This is a genomic window from Armatimonadota bacterium (assembly GCA_025059775.1).
Classification (GTDB): domain Bacteria; phylum Sysuimicrobiota; class Sysuimicrobiia; order Sysuimicrobiales; family Sysuimicrobiaceae; genus Sysuimicrobium.
The window spans coordinates 207492-225964 of record JANXCW010000002.1; the positions used below are offsets into that span (position 1 = coordinate 207492).

Below are 18473 nucleotides of genomic sequence, written 5' to 3' on the forward strand. Positions count from 1 at the left end.
CCTCACGCTGCCCACCCCGGCTCCGGGAGCCCGCCTGGACGGGTAGGCTCCCGGACATACCGGGAGAGGTTCAGGCAGATGCCGCACGCCACTAGAAGCGCGAACAGGGACGAACCTCCGAAGCTCAGGAAGGGGAGGGGTACACCCACCACGGGCAGGGCTCCGGAGACCGAGCCGATGTTCAAAACGATCTGGGAAGCGATCCAGCTCCCCACCCCCGCGGCCAGGAGAGCCCCGTACCGGTCCGGTGCGTACAGCGCGAGGCGACGGAGCCGAAGGAGGAGGAGGAGGTACAGGGCCACGAGTCCGGCCACACCCACCAGTCCCAGCTCCTCCGCGAGGATGCTGAACACGAAGTCCGTGTGCCGCTCCGGGAGGTAGAAGAACTTCTGAGTGCTCCGCCCTATCCCAACCCCCCAGATCCCTCCGGAGCCGATGGCGATGAGGGACTGCACCACGTGGAAGCCTATCCCCTGGGGATCCCGCCAGGGATCCAGAAAGGCCAACAACCGGTCCCGGCGGTACGGCGCGGAGATCGCCAGCCAGAGGGCCACAAGTCCCCCCACCGCCAGCGTGGCGCCGAGATGCCGGGTCCTCGCCCCGGCGGCGAACAGCAGGCTCAGGGTAATCACTCCTAACACCACCGCGCTCCCCATGTCGGGCTGGCGCATCACGAGCCCGCCGAGGACTCCGAGGACCAGGAGCGGGGGAGCAACCCCCCTCCAGGGCTCCCGGAGGATAGGTCCCCGGCCTGCGAGGAAGTGCGCAAGGTACAGGACGAGCGCCAGCTTCGCACCCTCCACCGGCTGCACGGTCACAGGGCCCAGGTCCACCCATCGCCGGGCTCCGTTCACCACCACCCCCACGCCGGGTACCAGCACCACCAGGAGGGAGGCCACGGCCAGCAGGAGCAACCCCGGCACGAAGCGCCGCCACGTGCGGTAGTGGATCCGGGAGGCGGCGGCGAGTCCCACCCCCCCCAGTCCTGCCCAGATCAGCTGCCGCTTGAGGAAGTAGGCCGCGTCCCCGTAAGCCTCCAGGGCCGCCACGCTGCTCGCGCTGTAGATCACCACTAGGCCGCCCAGGCAGAGGGCCGCCACCGCCGCGAACAGCAGGGGATCCGGATGACCGCGGACGGGAACCTTCACGAGGCCCTCCCCTCCTGAAACGAAGGCAGGGTACGCAACAGGGCCCGGAAGGTCTCCGCCCGTTCCCGGTAATCGCGGAACTGATCGAAGGACTCACACCCCGGGGAGAACAGCACCACCTCTCCCGGCCGCGCCAGCTGCATCGCCCGCCGAACGGCCCGGGGGAGGGTTCCCACCTCTAGGACCTCCGCGGGCAGGTCCCGGAAGGCGGAACGCATGACTCCCGCGCACTCCCCGATGAGGTAGACAGCCCGCACCGGTGAAACCCGCAGCGCCTCCCGCATGGGCGCGAAATCCTCCGGGGTCGCCCCGGGACGCCTCCCGCCCGCGATGAGAACAAAGGGGCACCGCATGGCCCGGATGGCCGCTGCAGCCGCCGCGGGATTGGTGGCCAGGGAATCCTCGATGCACTCCACCCCGTCCACTTCCGCCACCCGCTCCAACCGGTGTGGCAATCCCCGGAACGCCCGCAACACCTGCTCCATGGCGTCCGGACCAACGCCCATGGCGCCCGCGGCCGCGCAGGCCGCCAGGGCATTGCGGACCATGTGCTCCGCGGGAATCGGTAGCCGCTCCAGGGGCAGGACCCGCCGCCCGAAAGCCATCACCCACCCCTCCTCCACCCACGCGCCCACGCCGAGTTCCCGGGGAAGGGAGCTCGTCACCGCGAAGGGCACCAGGCGCGCCCGGAGGGAGGGAATCAGGGAGGCGCACACGGGATGGTCCGCGTCCAGGACCGCCACGTCCTCCGGCTTCTGATGTCGGAAGATGGCGGCCTTGCACGCCACGTACGCCTCGAAGGACCCGTGGTCGTCCAGGTGGTGGGGGGCGAGGTTGGTGAGCACGGCCACCTGTGGACTTCGGTCCAACTGCAGCAACTGGCGGTTGCTGATCTCCAGTACCACCCAGTCCGTGGGGCGGACCCGGTCCAGGGTGTACAGGAGGGGGACGTGGGTGCGGTCGTTACCGCTGAAGTGCGCGCGCTCGCCCTGTGCGAGCAGCATGCGGTGAATGAGAGTCCCCACGGTGAACTTGCCGTTGGTCCCCGTTACGCCCACTATGGGGCAGGGGCACAATTGAAAGACCAAGCGGGTCATGCTGTGCCGCTCCACGTGGGGGGGCAAACGGGTGATGGGCTCGTTCTCCGGATAGCGGAACCACGCCTGCGGCAGGAACACCACCTCCGCCTCCTCGATCCCCTCCAGGTACCGGTCCCGCCACCGGATGGGGACGGGTTCCTGGAGCCACCGCCGGATGGCGGCTTCCTGGTCCTCCGGGGGCATCCAGACGTGGGTGCGCCGGAACACCTCGGGGAAGGTTTCGGGCGTGGAGAGATCATGGAGGGTGATGGTCCGGATCCCGTGCGAGAGAAGGTAGCTCGCCACCGCGGATCCCTCCGCGCCGCTCAGGCCCAGCACATGGATGCGACGTCCGCGCAGCCCAGCGAGCGCATCCGACATCCCCGCGCCTCCTAACCGTACCCGACCAGCAGCAATCCCCCCAGCGCCGCAAAGGCCGCGAGCACGTAGAACCGCGTCACGATCTGCGGCTCCGACCACCCCAGGAGCTCGAAGTGGTGGTGGAGGGGGGAGCTGCGGAAGATGCGGCGGCCGCCCGTTGCTTTGAAGTACCCCACCTGCAGCATCACGGAAAGGGCCTCCGCCACGAACACCGCGCCCACCACCAGGAGCGCACTCTCCGCCTTCACGCCCAGCGCCAACACCGCCAGGGACCCACCCAGGGCCTGGGAGCCCACGTCGCCCATCATCACCTGCGCGGGGTGAGCGTTGTACCACAGGAAGCCCAGACACGCGCCCGCCACGGCCCCGGCGAAGGGCGCGAGGGAGGTCTGGTCCGTGCGCAGGGCGATGGCCGCATAGGTCGAAAACGCCACCGCCGCGATCCCGGCCGCGAGGCCGTCGAGTCCATCCGTGAGGTTTGCGGCGTTCACGAACCCCGTCACGTACACCGCGGCGAACACGGGATACCACCCTCCCAGCTCCCACGTCCCCATCCCGGGAACGTACAGGGTGCTGCCCTGCGGGACCACCCGGGCCACGGCCCACCCCAGGGCAAAGCCGAGGGGGAGTTGCAGCGCCAGCTTCTCCCGGGCCCGCAGCCCTAGATTCCTTCCCCGTCGCACGCTGCGGTAGTCGTCCCAGAACCCGATGGCCCCGTATCCACAGAGGGCGAGGACCGCGAGCCCGACCGCGGGCGTCCACTCCGCGGCGGCCGCGGTGGCCACCAGCACAGCCCCGATGAGCATCAGGCCACCCAGGGTCGGGGTCCCGGCCTTGAGCCGGTGGCGGGGCGGAGCGTCCTCGCTGATGGGCTGGATGGCCCACCGCCGCAGCCACGGAACGAGGAGGTGGCCTCCAAGGAGCACCCCGAGCCCTCCCACCGCGGTGCCGAGGATCACCCGTTCCATCCCAACGCCTCCGCCACCCGTTCCAGCCCTACGGCCCGGGACGCCTTAATGAGCACCACATCGCCGGACCTGACCCGCTCCGCCGCACACCGGGCGGCCTCTTCTGCATCGCGTGCCAGGAGGACGCGCTCCTCCGGCATTCCCGCCTCAAGGGCCCCTCTGGCGATGAGGGCGCCACCTTCCCCTACTGCCACCAGCACTTCTACTCCCTCTTCCGCGCACCAGCGCCCTGCCTCAAGGTGCGCCGTTTCCCGAACCGGTCCCAGCTCCCGCATCTCCCCCAGCACCGCCACGAACCTGCGCCCTCCCCGCAAAACCCGCACGGTCTCGAACGCGGCACGCAGGGACTCCGGGCTCGCGTTGTACGCATCGTTGACGAGGAGGACGTCGCGCGGCGACTTCCGCACCTCCAGCCGCATCCGGGGCGGTCGGAACCTCGAAAGGGCTTCCCCCACGGCCTCCAGGGGCACGCCGCACACCCATCCCACCGCCGCGGCCGCGAGCGCGTTGGAGAGGAGGTGCCGGCCGGGGAGGGGGAGGCGGGCCGGGAGGCGGCCCTGCGGGGTACAGAGCACAAACCGCACCCCCTGGGTCTCCACCCGGATGTCCTCCGCGTGGACCTCTCCGGCCCCGGTCCCGTAGAACACGACCCGGGCCCGCGCACCACGGGCCATGGCACACACCCGGGGGTCGTCCGCGTTCAGAACCGCCCAGCCGTTTTCCGGCAGGGCCTCCACAAGCTCCCCCTTCGCCCGGGCAATGGCCTCCACGGAGCCCAGCAGTTCCAGATGCGCGGTCCCCACGTTCGTCACCACCCCGATCTCCGGGCGCACCGCCTCGCACAACGTCCGGATCTGTCCCTCTCCCCGCATGCCGAGCTCCACCACCACGAATCGGTGCGCGGCCTCCAGACCGAACAGGGTCAGAGGAACCCCCAGCTCCGCGTTCCACTCCGGTGCGCTCACGTGCACGGGGAAGGTCGAGGAGAGCACGGCGGCGATGAGCTGGACGGTGGTGGTCTTCCCCACGCTTCCCGTCACGCCGACGGCCCGCACCGCGAACCGGGATCGCCACAGGGCCCCGAGGGGCAGAAGGGCCTGGACGGTGTCTGGCACGAGGACCAGCGGGACTCCCGCCTCCACGGGTCGGGAGACCAGGGCCGCCGCGGCGCCCCGCGCCGCCGCCTCCTGCACGAAGTCATGGCCGTCCCTTCGGGGACCCCGCAGGGCCACGAAGAGCTCTCCCTGCCGCACCCGCGCGCTGTGCACCGAGATCCCGCAGACGGAGGTCTGCGGATCGCCCCGCGTTTTGCCGCCCGTGGCCTTCGCCACCTCCGCGAGGGTCAGCCACTTCTCAGGACCTGCCATATCCCCGCATCCGCAGGGCCTTCCGAGCCTCCTCCCGATCGTCGAAGGGAATCCACTCGGATCCCACGATCTGGTAAGACTCGTGCCCCTTTCCGCAGAGCAGCACCACATCCCCTGAGCGGGCCTCCGCGATGGCCAGCCGAATGGCCGCCCCGCGGTCGGGCTCCACCACGCACCGCGTGCCGTCGGGCACACCCGCTTGAATCTGGTGGAGGATGCGCAGGGGATCCTCGGTCCGTGGGTTGTCGGAGGTCAGCACGACCAGGTCCGCCCGCTCCGAGGCGACCCGGCCCATCACGGGGCGCTTCGTGGGATCCCGATCCCCGCCGCATCCGAACACCACGATCACCCGACCGGATGCCATGTGCCGTGCGGTCTCCAGTACGGCCCGCAGGCTATCCGGCGTGTGCGCGTAGTCCACGATCACCGCGAAGTCCTGCCCTTCGTCCACGCGCTCGAACCGGCCCGGAAGGCCGGGAAAACGTCCCAACGCGTCCGTCATGGCGTCCAGGGGAACTCCGAAGTGCTCGCCCAGGGCGATGGCGCACAGGGCGTTGAGGACGTTGAAGATCCCGCACAGGGACAGCCGGAACCGGGCGCGGCTCCGGGGCGTGCGCACGGTGAAGGTGGCTCCCTCAAGATCCATGGACACATCCTCCGCCCGTACGTGGGCCTCCTGCCCGAACCCATACCAGCAGACCGGTGTGCGGCTCCGGGCCGCCATGTAGGCGCCCGCGGGATCCTCCCGGTTGATCACGCAGATCCCGTCCGGCTCCACCCGTTCGAAGAGCAGGGCCTTCGCATCCCGGTATGCCTCGAAGGTACCGTGGAAGTCCAGGTGGTCCTGGGTGAGGTTGGTGAAGGCGGCGGCGGCAAACCGTACCCCGCCCACGCGCTCCTGCGCGAGGGCGTGGGAAGCCACCTCCACCGCCACGAATCGCAGGCCGCTTCGCACCATCCGGTGGAACAGGGCGTGGAGGTCCGGGGCCTCCGGGGTGGTGAGGGAAAGGGGCAGCACCTCCGATCCCACCACCGCACCGAGGCTGCCGATCACCCCGCACGGAACTCCCCCCGCCTCCAGCGCCGCCCGCAGGAGGTAGGTGACCGTCCCCTTGCCGTTCGTGCCGGTGACGCCGACGACACGCAGGTGGTGGGAGGGGTGGCCGTAGAAGGCGGAGGCCAGCGGTCCCAGGGCGCGCCGCACGGAGGGGACCACGATCTGCGGCACCGGAACGTCCACCGGCCGCTCCACCAGCACCGCCGCGGCACCCCGCGCCACCGCCTCCGCCGCGAAGGCGTGACCGTCGTACCGCCGGCCGGGGATAGCGCAGAAGAGGTCGCCGGGCCGCGTGGTGCGGGAGTCCGAGCAGATCCCGTGGATCTCCGCCTCCATCCCGCCCAGGATCCTACAGGCGGGGAGGGCATGGAGGAGTTCCCTTAACCGCATGCGCACCTCGGCGGGGTGATATCCGTTCGCGATTATACGCCCTTCAGTCCCGGAGCTCCGGGCCGCTCTCCGGAACCGTAGGGCCTCCGTCCGGCGGGATACGCAGATGCCAAAGGACCTGGGAGGCGATCCGCCGGAACACGGGCGCCGCCACCACCCCGCCGTAGTACGCTCCTCTGGGCTCGTCCAGCAGGACCAAGATCGCGAGCCGCGGGGAGGAGGCGGGCACGAGGCCCACAAAGGAGGACACGTACTTCCCGGGAAGATACCCGCCCCGGGGCCCTGGCTTCTGCGCGGTCCCCGTCTTGCCAGCCACCGTGTAGCCCTCCACGGCCGCGGCCCTGCCCGTGCCCTCCACCACCGCCCGCACCATCATCTCCAGCAGCCGCCGGGCCGTCTGCGGGCTGAGCACGCGGACGGGCGGGGATGCCTGCAGAAGCTCCAGGGCCCGCCCGTCCGGGCTCCGGAGGAAGGAGATCAGGGTAGGACGCACCAGCAGACCACCGTTGCCGATAGCAGCCACGGCCCGCAGGAGCTGCAGCGGGGTCACCGCGATGCCCTGTCCGAAGCCTAGGGTATACAGATCCGGCCCCGTCCACTCCGAGGGTGGGCGGACGATGCCCGCGGCCTCCCCGGGAAGCTCCACGCCCGTGGGCTGCCCGAACCCGAACCGGAGGATGGCCTTGTACAGACGGTCCGGACCCAAACGCGCCGCGGTGAGGGCAGCTCCCACGTTGCACGAGAGGCGCAGGATGTCCGCGGGCCGCACCTCCCCGTGGGCTTCCCCCTGCGCCTCCCGGATGCGGTGACCGCCCGGCACCTGGAGGGATCCGGGACAACGGAACAAGGTCTTTGGGCTCACTGCACCGCTCTCCAGGGCCGCGCCCATGACCACCACCTTGAAGGTGCTCCCGGGCTCATACACCTCTGCCACCGCCCGGTTGCGCCAGACCTCAGGGGAAGTCTGTGCATACCGGTTCGGATCGAAGCGGGGGACATTGGCCACCGCCAGCAGTTCCCCGCTTCGGACGTCCATCACCACCGCCACGCCCGCCCGCGCGCCATGGACCTGGAGGGCTTCCTGCAGCTCCCGCTCCGCGATGTGCTGCACCACCGTGTCCAGGGTGAGGAACAGGTCCGCGCCGTTTTTGGGAGAAACGAGCACACGCCGGCCCTCCAGGATCTCGCGGCCCAGGGCATCCCGGACCCGCACCGCCTGACCCGGGGTTCCGCGCAGCACCGCGTCATAGCGGGCTTCCACCCCCCACAGGCCCTGGTTGTCGATGCCCGTGAACCCCAGCACCTGCCCGGCGAGCGGACCGAGAGGGTAAGCACGTCTTTCCTCCCGCTCGAAGCCCAGCTGGTCTGTAAGCCCCAGGGCCCGCAGCTGCTGTGCGGCCTGCGGGGCCAGATGGCGGGCAATCCACACGAAGTAACGATCCGGCGTAAGCCGTGCCAGGATGCGCTCGGGTGGCACTCCAAGGACGGCGGCCACCCGGCGCGCAAAGGCCTGCGGGTTCCGGATGTTCCGGGGGATCGCGTAGGCGCTCAGGGTGGGCACGTTCGTGGCGAGCTCCCGACCGTTCCGGTCGTAGATCCGGCCACGGGAGGCGGCAAGCACGAGGAGATCCTGCTGCTGGCGAACGGCCAGGCTCCGCATGGCCTCGGATCGGGTGGCCTGCCAGTACGCCACCCGACCTGCTACGAGCAGGAGGAGGAGCGTCCAACCGAGGAAGAGGATCCGGACGCGCGCCCGGAGGGGGACGGAGATCGGGCGACGAGGCCGGATCAGCGACGCTCGTGGGCGATGGCTAGGCCTTCCCACACCCGTACCACCAGCTGCGCCCACCACGGACGTTCCTCCACCGCGGCGGGTGCGGGCTCCGGAGGCGGAGGAACCACCACGAAGGCGCGCTGGGCCTCCGTAGGCGGGGCCAGTCCCATGTGCCGGCTCAGCCGCTCGATGCGCTCCGGGTTTCGCAGGACCCCTACCTGGGCCCGCAGCCGGGCCTGCTCCTGCTGGAGGCGGTCCACCTCCCCGCGCAGAACCCGCAGACGCTCCCCCCGTTCCGCCGCCACCGTCTCCAGCCACACGTTGGCCACGAGGAGGGACGCGAGCAGGATCGCGATCCCCAGCGCCCGACCCGCTCGCCGGGTCGCACGCCCTTCCCTAGGTCGGTGGGAAGGAGAGGGACGCGGGATGGAACGGGCAAGGGGCGCGGTCATCCTCAAATCCTCTCCGCGGCCCGCAGCCGGGCACTGCGGGCATGAGGGTTGCGGCGCACCTCCTCCGGGGAGGGGCGCACGGGCTTAGGCGTGAGCACCCGCAGGTGTGCTGTATTCCGGAGGGCGCGCTTGACGATCCGGTCCTCCAGGGAGTGGAAGCTGATGACCACCAGCCGACCGCCCGGACGCAGCACCTCCACCGCCTGCGGGAGCACCTGTTCCAGGGCCTCCAGCTCGCGGTTCACCGCGATGCGCAGGGCCTGAAAGGTCCGGGTGGCCACGTCCACCCTCCGGGGCCACGCACTTCGGGGAACCGCGCGGAGGACCGCTTCCCGCAACTCCTGGGTGGTGGAAAGCGGCCGACGTCGGACGATCTCCCGGGCGATGCGGAAAGCAAAGGGCTCCTCCCCATACCGCCGGAGGAGTTCCGCCAGTTCCCGTTCGGGAAGGCGGTTCACGAGGTCCGCGGCGGTGACGGGGGCGGTGGGATCCATGCGCATGTCGAGGGGGCCGGGAAGGCGGAAGCTGAAGCCCCGATGAGGCGCTGCCAGCTGCAGCCCGGAGACCCCCAGGTCCAAGAGCACCCCCCCTACCCCCTCGATCCCCAGGCTCCGGAGGACCCGCTGGAGATCCGCGAAGTTTGCCTGCACGAGCCGCACGGCGGCCCCGAACCGCTCCAGGCGCTTTCGGGCCACCGCGAGGGCCTCCGGATCCCGATCCAACCCTACAAGCCTTCCCCCGGGGAGGATGCGCTCCAGGATGGCCTCCGCGTGCCCTCCGGTGCCTACAGTAGCGTCCACGTAGAGGCCGCCTGGCCGGGGATCCAGCCAGGTGAGGACTTCCCGCAGGAGGACGGGGATGTGCCAGGAGGTCATGGGAACCGGGATGCGCGGGGAGCGGGACCCGGTGCCGCCGCGTCTAGGGAAGTCTGCGGAGCATCGGGCAGAGGGGGACTGCGAGGGGTACGGCGTCGTCGCTGCGATCAAGGCTCGTCGAGTGCTCGACCGGGTCCCGGTCTCCGCGCATCCCTCACTTCATAGAACGAGATCGCGCATGGCCTCCAACAGCTTCGCCTCGTCCTGTTCCGTCTGGGCGAGGTACTGCTGCCACCGCTCCTTGCTCCAGATCTCCAGCTTGTGGATGAGCCCGACCACCACCACCTCCCGCTGGATTCCCGCATGCTCCCGCAGGGGTGCGGGGAGGACGAACCGGCCCTGCCGATCCAGCTCCACCTCCACGGCACTGCCCAGCAGGTACCGCACGAACTGCCGGTTCGCGATGGGCTGCGCCTGAAGCTTCTCTTCCACCACGCGCCACTGCTCCTCCGGGTAGACCACCACACATCCATCGAAGCCCCGGGTGACCACGAACCGGTCTCCCAGGACCCTCCGGAACCTAGGCGGGATGACGAGGCGTCCCTTCTCGTCCAGCACATAGTGGAACTCGCCCTTGAACATGCCCCCGGCGCGTGATGGTGGCGTTGGCTCCCCACCGTTCCCCACCGTTCCCCACCATTTCTCGATAGGGAACGCAATTCCTGCCGGGTGCACGAAGATTCTCGAAGAAAGTTTTCAGAAATGGAAGAGAACAGCCTTTCGTAGCTCAGTAGACCAGTTCGAGGGTTCCGTTGCGGTGCCGGATCACGATGAGGTCCCCGCTCTCCTGGAGGCTCCGGATGGCGGGGGTGATGCGCTCGATGAGCACGCTGCGTAGGGCGAGCTCGCCCCCTCCCCTCCCCTCGAACGCCTTCCCGCAGGAGGTGCAGTAGGCCCCCCGACGGGGCACGAACACCCCCCGGACCTGACTCCACCGAATGGTCACGTTGGGGACCACATTCGGGCTTCCGCAGTACGGGCAATCCATGGCCTTGGCCCCGGCGCCGTTCGGATCTCGACCGGAAGAGGCGACCTATAAGCCGGGTTCTGTCCGCCGCACAGGCGGCGGGGCGGCCATCTCTCTGGGACCTCCGTTGCCGGAGGCCTCAAGCGGCCTACCCGGGGATCAGCGGGCCACCTCCTCTCCCCCTACCTGGCCTTGCTCCGGGTGGGGTTTGCCTGGCCGGCGTGTCACCACGCCGCCGGTGCGCTCTTACCGCACCTTTGCACCCTTACCGGCCAAGTGGCCGGCGGTATGTTTCTGTGGCACTTTCCCTAGGGTTACCCCCGGTGGGTGTTACCCACCACCCTGCCCTGTGGAGCCCGGACTTTCCTCCCTCCTCACGCGAAGGGCGGCCGCCCGGCCGCCTCTCCCGGTCTTCAGTTCCATTATATACGGTGGCGTATCCAGGGCTTGGTTCGCGAGCCGGTCCGCCCGGACGTTCTCCTCCCGCGGGACCGCACGGATCACCGCCTCCCGGAACCCCGCAAGCTTCCTCCGTGTCTCCTCGTACAGGGGACGCAGCTGCGGACTACGCACCCGGTACTGGCCCAGCAGCTGGCGCGCCAGGAGTTCACTGTCCACCCGGATCTCCACCCGTGGGATCCCCAGTTCCGCGGCCGCCTGCAGCCCGCGTAGCAGGGCCCGGTACTCCGCCACGTTGTTCGTGGCCACCCCGATTCGCTCCGAGATCTCCCGGAGGATGCGCCCAGCAGGGGTCTCGATCACCACCCCGATGGCCGCGGGGCCTGGATTGCCCCGGGAGGCTCCGTCCGAACGGACGATGGCCTTGCGGTTCACCGGGTCATCACCCGTCCTGGAGCATCACCGGATCTGTCCGGGAGAACACAGGGGCTGGTCGGGGCGGGCGGATTTGAACCGCCGACCTCAGCGTCCCGAACGCTGCGCGCTCACCAAGCTGCGCCACGCCCCGAAACTTCCAAATCCCACCAAGACGAACGGGAAAATCTCCCTCCGCCTTTCAGGACGAACCCTGCTTCTCGCCGAGTTCCTTTCCTCCCTGCAGCGCCTGGCGCAGCAGATCCCCGGCCACCTCCCCGATGGTGACCCGGCCGGAATGGACCTGCGTCTGCTGGTACTCCACCAGCTGCTGGCGCTCCCGTTCCCGCGCCAGGCGCCGGACGCTCAGCACCATCCGGCGCTGCTCTGGCCGCAACTCGATGATGGTGGCCTCGATCTGCTGACCCGGCTGCAGCACCTCCTCCAGCTTCGGCACCCGCCGTTCCGCCACCTCGCTCGCGGGTAAGAATCCGTCCACATCCCCCAACCGCACGAAGGCACCGGAAGGCGCAAGCCGCACCACCTTTCCGCGGACCACCTCACCCACCCGGTAGCGGTGCGGAACCTCCGTCCACGGATCCGGTAGCACCTGCTTCAGGCTCAGGCTGATCTTCCCGGCCTGCGGGTCCACCTTGATCACCCGAACCCGGATGCGCTGTCCCCGGCGGAGCACCTCGGAAGGGTGCTTGATGTATGTCCAGGAGATCTCGCTGACGGGCAGCAGGGCATCCACCCCTCCCAGATCCACGAAGGCCCCGAAGTCCGTGATTCGCCGCACCACGCCCTCCCGCTCGTCCCCTTCCCGGAGGGTGCGGAACAGCTCCTCTCGCAACCGCGCCCGCTCCTCCTCCACCGCCTGTCTGTGGGAGAGGATGACGCGGTTGCGTTCCCGATCCACCTCGATGACCTTGAGGGGAATGCTCTCCCCCACCAAGTTCTCGAACCGCCGCCCCTTCACCTGGGAGAGATCCACGTGGGATCCCGGCACGAATCCCCGGAGTCCGATGTCCACCACCAGGCCGCCCTTGACCCGGTCCACCACCATGGCGTGGAGAATCCGGCCCTCCCGAAAGGCGTTCTCCACGCGATCCCACGCCAGCAATGCGTCCGCCCGCCGCTTGCTGAGAAGGATGTTCCCCTCTTCCTGTTCCACCTTCATCACGTAGACGTCAATTTCCGCGCCCACCTGGAGGTGGGCGGCATCCTCCTCCCGGAGCTCCCGGGGCGGGATGAGCCCTTCGGACTTCGCTCCGATGTCCACGAGCACTCCCTCGTGGTCGATGCGGACCACCGTACCCCGCACGATGGAATGCGCCTCCACCCGCGGGACCGTGCTCTCCATGGTGACCTCGTCCGAACGTTCCGTCCGACTCTCCTCCGTCATGGGCCCGCCCTGTCCTCGTGATGTCACACGCAGCGAGTCATTATACCCACCTATTCCCCCTATAGGCAAGCAGAGGGGATCGCTCCCTAGATGGCCCAGTAGTGCCGCAGGACTCCCCGCACCTCCCGGATGCGGGCCTGGATGGTGGCGTACGGGCACTCCCGGGGAAGGGACTCCGCGGGAGCTGACTCCAGGGCTTCGCCAGCCAGCACGGAGAGGGTGTGGGCCACGGACCATCCCAGGCCCTGGGGATCGTAGCCTCCCTCCAGAACTCCCACCACGCGGCCCTCGCACCACCGCTGCGCGCCCTCCACCAGCATCCCGCACAGGCGCCCGAAACTCGCGCTCACAAGCACCATCCGCCCCAAGGGATCTGCCTGGTGGGCGTCGAATCCCGCGGAGATGAGCACCATCTGCGGCCGGAAGGCATCCCCCAGGGGGAGCACGATCTCCTCGAACACCGTCCGGTATCCTCCTTCGCCCGTGCCTGGAGGGAGAGGCACGTTTACCGTGAACCCCTCGCCCTCGCCCGCTCCCACTTCCTCCACCTGGCCTGTGCCGGGATACCAGAACTCCTGGTGAAGGGAGAGGAACAGGACCCGCCCGTCCCGGTAGAAGATCTCCTGGGTCCCGTTGCCGTGGTGCACGTCCCAGTCCACGATCATCACCCGGTTCACGGGATGCCGGTCCATGAGGAGCCGCGCGGCCAGGGCCAGGTGGTTGACGAGGCAAAAGCCCATGGCGCGGGTGGGAGTGGCGTGGTGGCCCGGCGGTCGGAGGAGGGCGAAGGCCCGATGCAGGCGGCCCGAGGCGACCGCCTCCGCGGCGTGGACCGCGGTGCTGGCGGCCGCCAGCACCGCGGTCCAGGATCCCTCGGAGACATAGGTATCCGGGCCCAACTGCCCTCCACCTGCCCGATCCAGGGTCTGGATCCGTTCCACCAGGTTCCGGCTGTGCACCGCGAGCAGAGCTTCAGGATCCAGGGGCTCCGGTTGCTCCCGCGGGAGCCTCTCCCACAGGTCCGCGTGCTGGAGCGCCTGCTCGATGGCGGTCAACCGCTCGGGTCGCTCCGGGTGTCCCGGCGGGTTCCTGTGCCGCCGACAGTCCGGGTGCACCACCAGGGCAAACTGCATCTCAGGGCCGAAACTCCCGTACAAAGCGACCGTCCAGGTATACCTGGACGACGGCGTATCCGTAGACCTCCAGCCACCGCACCAGCCGATCCCCCGCCTGATGCCGTCTCCGGTACACCTCCCGCACCCCCCGCTGGTCTACCGCCACGATGCGCACCTCCTGGGGATCCCCCGGAGGCAGGTGTACCACGACCCGTACCCGTCGCATCTCCCCCCTCTGCCGGGCTCGACCGCCAGCTCCGTGGTGGAAGTGTTCCCGCCCGGCTCCGGCGTGGTCTCCGGAGCCGGAGGAGGCGTGGGTTCCGCAGGCGCGGGGGAAGGAATCGGGGGACTCGGGGAGGGCAGCGGAGCGGGAGAGGGCTCTGGGGTGGGTGGCGGCGCGGTGGCGATGAGCACCGCGATCCCGCTCCCCCGGCGTACCGTGGCTCCCGGAGGGGGATCCTGCTCCACCACGGTTCCCGGCGGCGCGTCCGCGCGGGGAGCGTAGCGCACCCGACCCAGGGAGAGCCCCAGCGGCGCGAGCTGTGCCCGGGCCTCGTCCAGGGTGAGCCCCGCCAGATCAGGAACCTGGACTGGCTCCGGTCCCTTACTCACCACCAGGTGCACCACGCTTGCCCGCGGGACCTGCGCGTGTGCGGCAGGCTCCTGGGCGATGACCACTCCGCTCGGGAAGCGGTCGTGGTAGGCTTCCTGCACCGTGCCCAGGCGAAGGCGCGCCTGGGCGAGAAGGATGCGGGCTTCGGCGAGGGGTCGGTTTGTCACATCTGGCACCTGCACCAGCTCCGGCCCCTGGCTCACCACCACCTGGACCACCCGCCCTTCCCGCACCCGCATTCCGGGAGGGGGCATCTGATCCACCACCGTGTCCACCGGATAGCGGTCGTGGTAATCCCGGCGCAGGACCTCCAATCTCAGGCCCGCGCCCGCCAGGATCTCCTGGGCTTCCCCCAAGGGTTTTCCCCGCAGATCCGGAACCGTGACCTCCGCCACGGTGAAGTAAGCGTTCACCACCCGCCACGCCGCGAGGGTGGCGCCTACGGCCGCGAGGAGCAGGAGTGCCGCCACGCCCACGGGAGGAATCCCCCGTCGCCGTCCTCTCCGTCCCGGAGGAGGAGCGGGCGGCGCGTTGCGTGCATGAATGACCACCGTGGGCAGCTCCCGCCACGCATCGGATCGTCCCTCCAGGTCCGCGGACAGCTCCTCCGCGGACCGGTACCGGTGGAGGGGAGACTTCGCGAGCGACCGGAGGACGATGCCCTCCAGGCGGGGCGAGATCTCGGGGTTCACGCTCCGGGGGGGTGGGGGGAGATCGTGCACGTGCCGCAGGGCAATGGCGATGGGAGACTCGCCCTCGAAGGGAAGCCGGCCCGTGAGGAGCTCGTACAGAACCACGCCGAGGGCGTAGAGGTCCGCACCGGGCCCCACCGGGTTGCCGAGGGCCTGCTCGGGCGCGAGGTAGTGCACGGAGCCGAGCACGGTGCCGGCCTCCGTGATGGTGGCGCTGGTGGCGGCCCGGGCGATCCCGAAATCCGTGACCTTCACGGCTCCTTCAGGGGTTATGAGGATGTTCTGAGGCTTTATGTCCCGGTGCACGATTCCCCGCGCGTGGGCATAGGCGAGGGCCTTGCACACTTCCACGGCGATGCGAACCACTTCCTCCTCCCGCAGGCGGCCCCGCCGTCGCAGAAGGGTTTTGAGATCTGTTCCCTCCACGAACTCCATCACGATGAAGTGCACACCGCGGTCGCTGCCGCTCTCCAGCACGGGGACGATGTTGGGGTGGCGGAGCTGCGAGGCGGCCCGGGCTTCCCGCTGGAACCGCTCCACGAACTCCCGATCGTGCGCGTGGTGCTCATGGAGGACCTTCACCGCCACCACCGCGCCGTCGGTGAGGCGGCGGGCCCGGAACACCGTAGCCATCCCGCCCTGCCCCACGGGCTCCAGCAGCTCGTACCTCCCTGCGAGCACCGTCCCCACGGTCACCGCCATCATGGCACCCGTTCCAGGGCCCGCCGGAGGACTTCCCGGGCGATGGGGGCCGCCACCTGCCCTCCCGTACCTGCCCGCTCCACCACCACCGCCACCACCACGCGGGGCCGGTGGGCGGGCGCGAACCCGATGAACCACGCATGCGGGGCCCCACCCGGAGCCGTGGCGGTTCCGGTCTTGCCTGCCACCGCCACACCGGGAAGGGCGGCCGCACGCCCGGTGCCGCGTGTCACCACCTCCACCATGGTATCGCGCACCACCCGAGCCACTCCCTCTACGAGGATCCGCTCCCCGGACCTGGCGCGGTGCCGCTCTACCACCTCTCCCTCTGCCGTGCGCACCTGGGCTACCATGTAGGGCCGGATCCGCACGCCCCCCCGCGCTAGGACCGCGGTGAGGAGGGCCATTTGCAGGGGAGTGACGAGCAGGCTGCCCTGCCCGAAGCTCAGCTGCGCAACCCCATCCCCGGCCACCTCCTCGGGGTCCGGGAGATGGCCCGCCTCGCTGGGCAGTTCTGAGGGCGGTGCTTCTCCCAATCCGAACGCGGCCGCGAACTCCCGCAATGTAGACCCTCCCACCCGCAGGCCCAGGTGGACGAAGGTCACGTTACAGCTCCACACCAGGGCCTCCCGCAGGGTGAGGGATCCATGGGCCCGCCCGCCCAAATCCAGGATAGGGCGGCCACGCACCAGGATGAACCCCGGACAGAAAAAGCGCATATCGGGATCCGCGGCCCTCCGGCTCAGGGCCGCGGCCATGGTGACCACCTTGAAGGTGGAGCCGGGCGGGTAGAGACCGTGCGTGGCCCGGTTCAGGAGAGGGCTGGTGGGATCCCGACGGAGGACGGCCCAGTTCCGCTCCAGCAGGTTGGGATCAAAGGACGGCGCGCTCACCATGGCCAGGATCGCGCCGTCCCGGGGATCCAGGGCCACCACTGCGCCCCTCCAGCCGCCCAGGGCTTGCGCGGCGACCTGCTGGATTTCCTGGTCCACCGTGAGGACCACGTCGAATCCCCGCCTCCTTCCGCCTAGGACTCGATCCCGCCACTCCTCCCACGGCGTGCGCTCCGTGGCCCCCAGGAGGATTCCGTCCAGACTGGCCTCCAGCCCCGCCTTTCCCAGACGCGGGTGCCGGTACCCCACCAGGTGCGCGAAGAGGGGACCGGTTGGGTACTCCCGAACGGCCCGACGGGCCTCCACACGGGTGCGGGCCAGGGGCGCGTAGTTCCGGTCCAGGATGTTCCCCCGCTCCACCCGGTCCTCGGCCAGCAGGAGCCGGGGGTTCCGAGGATCCTGGGCAAGCCGTGGACCCACCCATACTTGCCAGTACGCCGCTCCGAGGACCTGGAGGAGGAAAAGGGCGAGCAGAAAGCCCGCCAGCCTCCGGATGCGTCCTGTCACGCCCGCCTCCCGTGCAGGGTCTCCTCGTGGTGCGAGATCCCCAGCAACAAGCCCAGGAGCACGAGGTTGCTGACCATAGCGCTCCCACCGTAGCTCACGAAGGGGAGCGGGAGCCCCGTAAGGGGAAGCAGGCGCACGGACCCCCCCAGGATGAGGAGGGTCTGGGTCGCGAGCACGAGGCTTGCGCCCGCGGCCACGAGCTGGGGAAAGGCCCGCTTCGCCTGCAGGGCTATCCGGAATCCCCGGGTCACGAGGAGCATGTAGAGCAGGATCACGCCCAGAGCTCCCGCGTATCCCAGCTCCTCCCCGATGGCCGCGAAGACCAGGTCCGTGTGCACCGCGGGGATGAGTTCGGGGTACCCGAGTCCGAACCCGGTTCCCGCAAGTCCTCCGCTCGCCAGGGCGAACAGGGCCTGCCCCACCTGATACCCGGAACCCGCTAGGTCCCGCCACGGATCCATCCAGACCTCCAAGCGGGCCCGCACGTGGGGGAACAGGGCCGCACACGCCCCCGCGCCCACCAGGAAGGCAAGGGTACCCGCGGCCACGTACTCTAACCGACCGGTGCCCACGTACACCATCCCGAGCACGAGGCTGAGGTACAGCAGAGCCCCTCCCAGGTCCCGCTGCACCACCAGGATGAGGAGGCTTGCGCCCAGCACCGCCGCCACGGGCAACAGGATCCGCCGTTCCACCTCCTGCGGCGGGCGAAGGGCAATAAGCCGGTGGTGCTCCGCCAGGTAACTGGCCAGGAACAGCACGAGGCACACCTTCACCACTTCCGAGGGCTGGAAGCTCGCGAACCCCAGGTCCAGCCACTGGCGCGCCCCGCCCCGCTCCACCCCGAAGACGAGGGCACTCGCCAGGAGCACCAGGGCGCTCGCGGCGTACAGGTAGCGGTACCGGCTCAGGCGCTCCGCCGTCGATGCCGCGTGGTAGGCGAGCAGAAACCCCCCGAGTCCCGCCAACACCCATGTGGCCTGCCGCACCATGCTCGCCGGTTGAAGCCGGTACAGCGCCACCAGCCCCAATCCCACCAGGGCCTGGGTCACGGGCAGCACCAGGTCATCCCCCCGGAACCCGCTCCTGAGCAGGGCCAGGTGGATGACGGGAAGGCTGAGGAGCACCAGGACGCCATATCCCACGGGCACCAGGGAATCCCCGGGATGGCGGACCGCGTACACCATCCCGAATCCCCCGAGGCTCAGGGCCAACGAGGAGCCGTAGAGTACGGGATCCGCTCGCCGCGTCCGGGTCATGCTCCCCGTCCTCGGG

At 69.8% G+C, this 18473-nt stretch carries 16 protein-coding genes, 1 tRNA gene, 1 other RNA gene and 1 pseudogene; all 19 read right to left on the minus strand.

Annotated features, from left to right (window positions below; genetic code table 11):
* Nucleotides 1–2 precede the first annotated feature (2 nt).
* Nucleotides 3–1148: a putative lipid II flippase FtsW gene (ftsW, locus tag N0A24_02470; GenBank protein ID MCS7172270.1), complete on the minus strand. Its 1146-nt coding sequence runs from the start codon at nt 1146–1148 to the stop codon at nt 3–5.
* Complete coding sequence (gene murD, locus N0A24_02475) at nt 1145–2608, minus strand: UDP-N-acetylmuramoyl-L-alanine--D-glutamate ligase (GenBank protein ID MCS7172271.1); 1464 nt, start codon at nt 2606–2608, stop codon at nt 1145–1147. The genes ftsW and murD overlap by 4 nt, the downstream gene beginning before the upstream one ends.
* 11 nt (nt 2609–2619) lie before the next feature.
* Complete coding sequence (mraY, locus tag N0A24_02480) at nt 2620–3576, minus strand: phospho-N-acetylmuramoyl-pentapeptide-transferase (GenBank protein ID MCS7172272.1); 957 nt, start codon at nt 3574–3576, stop codon at nt 2620–2622.
* Complete coding sequence (locus N0A24_02485) at nt 3564–4943, minus strand: UDP-N-acetylmuramoyl-tripeptide--D-alanyl-D-alanine ligase (protein ID MCS7172273.1); 1380 nt, start codon at nt 4941–4943, stop codon at nt 3564–3566. The genes mraY and N0A24_02485 overlap by 13 nt, the downstream gene beginning before the upstream one ends.
* Nucleotides 4930–6390, minus strand: a complete 1461-nt coding sequence (locus N0A24_02490) for a UDP-N-acetylmuramoyl-L-alanyl-D-glutamate--2,6-diaminopimelate ligase (protein ID MCS7172274.1) — start codon at nt 6388–6390, stop codon at nt 4930–4932. Before N0A24_02490 ends, N0A24_02485 begins: the two co-directional genes overlap by 14 nt.
* A 43-nt stretch (nt 6391–6433) precedes the next feature.
* Nucleotides 6434–8083, minus strand: a complete 1650-nt coding sequence (locus tag N0A24_02495; protein MCS7172275.1) for a penicillin-binding transpeptidase domain-containing protein — start codon at nt 8081–8083, stop codon at nt 6434–6436.
* Nucleotides 8084–8178: 95 nt separating this feature from the next.
* Nucleotides 8179–8616 carry a hypothetical protein gene (locus tag N0A24_02500; GenBank protein MCS7172276.1) on the minus strand — a complete coding sequence of 146 codons (438 nt, stop codon included), beginning with the start codon at nt 8614–8616 and terminating at the stop codon, nt 8179–8181.
* Nucleotides 8617–8618: 2 nt separating this feature from the next.
* Nucleotides 8619–9491 (minus strand): 16S rRNA (cytosine(1402)-N(4))-methyltransferase RsmH, encoded by an 873-nt coding sequence (gene rsmH, locus N0A24_02505; GenBank protein ID MCS7172277.1) that lies wholly within the window; start codon nt 9489–9491, stop codon nt 8619–8621.
* Nucleotides 9492–9650: 159 nt separating this feature from the next.
* The gene (mraZ, locus tag N0A24_02510; GenBank protein MCS7172278.1) at nt 9651–10073 is read right to left on the minus strand and encodes a division/cell wall cluster transcriptional repressor MraZ; all 423 of its coding nucleotides are present in this window, start codon (nt 10071–10073) and stop codon (nt 9651–9653) included.
* Between the two features lie 145 nt (nt 10074–10218).
* Nucleotides 10219–10437: a hypothetical protein gene (locus N0A24_02515; GenBank protein ID MCS7172279.1), complete on the minus strand. Its 219-nt coding sequence runs from the start codon at nt 10435–10437 to the stop codon at nt 10219–10221.
* Between the two features lie 74 nt (nt 10438–10511).
* Nucleotides 10512–10863, minus strand: an RNA gene (gene rnpB / locus N0A24_02520) — RNase P RNA component class A.
* A gap of 51 nt (nt 10864–10914) precedes the next feature.
* Nucleotides 10915–11292 (minus strand): annotated as a pseudogene (locus N0A24_02525) (ribonuclease HI family protein).
* 55 nt (nt 11293–11347) lie between these two features.
* A tRNA-Pro gene (locus N0A24_02530) sits at nt 11348–11425 on the minus strand.
* A gap of 48 nt (nt 11426–11473) precedes the next feature.
* Nucleotides 11474–12676: a S1 RNA-binding domain-containing protein gene (locus tag N0A24_02535; protein ID MCS7172280.1), complete on the minus strand. Its 1203-nt coding sequence runs from the start codon at nt 12674–12676 to the stop codon at nt 11474–11476.
* Between the two features lie 86 nt (nt 12677–12762).
* Nucleotides 12763–13809 carry a histone deacetylase gene (locus tag N0A24_02540; GenBank protein ID MCS7172281.1) on the minus strand — a complete coding sequence of 349 codons (1047 nt, stop codon included), beginning with the start codon at nt 13807–13809 and terminating at the stop codon, nt 12763–12765.
* Nucleotide 13810: 1 nt separating this feature from the next.
* Entirely contained in the window at nt 13811–13957 is a 147-nt protein-coding gene (locus N0A24_02545) for a hypothetical protein (GenBank protein MCS7172282.1), read from the minus strand.
* Nucleotides 13948–15801 carry a PASTA domain-containing protein gene (locus N0A24_02550; GenBank protein MCS7172283.1) on the minus strand — a complete coding sequence of 618 codons (1854 nt, stop codon included), beginning with the start codon at nt 15799–15801 and terminating at the stop codon, nt 13948–13950. The genes N0A24_02545 and N0A24_02550 overlap by 10 nt, the downstream gene beginning before the upstream one ends.
* On the minus strand, nt 15798–17198 hold the full coding sequence (locus N0A24_02555; protein ID MCS7172284.1) for a penicillin-binding transpeptidase domain-containing protein: 1401 nt from the start codon (nt 17196–17198) through the stop codon (nt 15798–15800). The genes N0A24_02550 and N0A24_02555 overlap by 4 nt, the downstream gene beginning before the upstream one ends.
* Entirely contained in the window at nt 17195–18457 is a 1263-nt protein-coding gene (locus N0A24_02560; GenBank protein ID MCS7172285.1) for an FtsW/RodA/SpoVE family cell cycle protein, read from the minus strand. Before N0A24_02560 ends, N0A24_02555 begins: the two co-directional genes overlap by 4 nt.
* Nucleotides 18458–18473 lie beyond the last annotated feature (16 nt).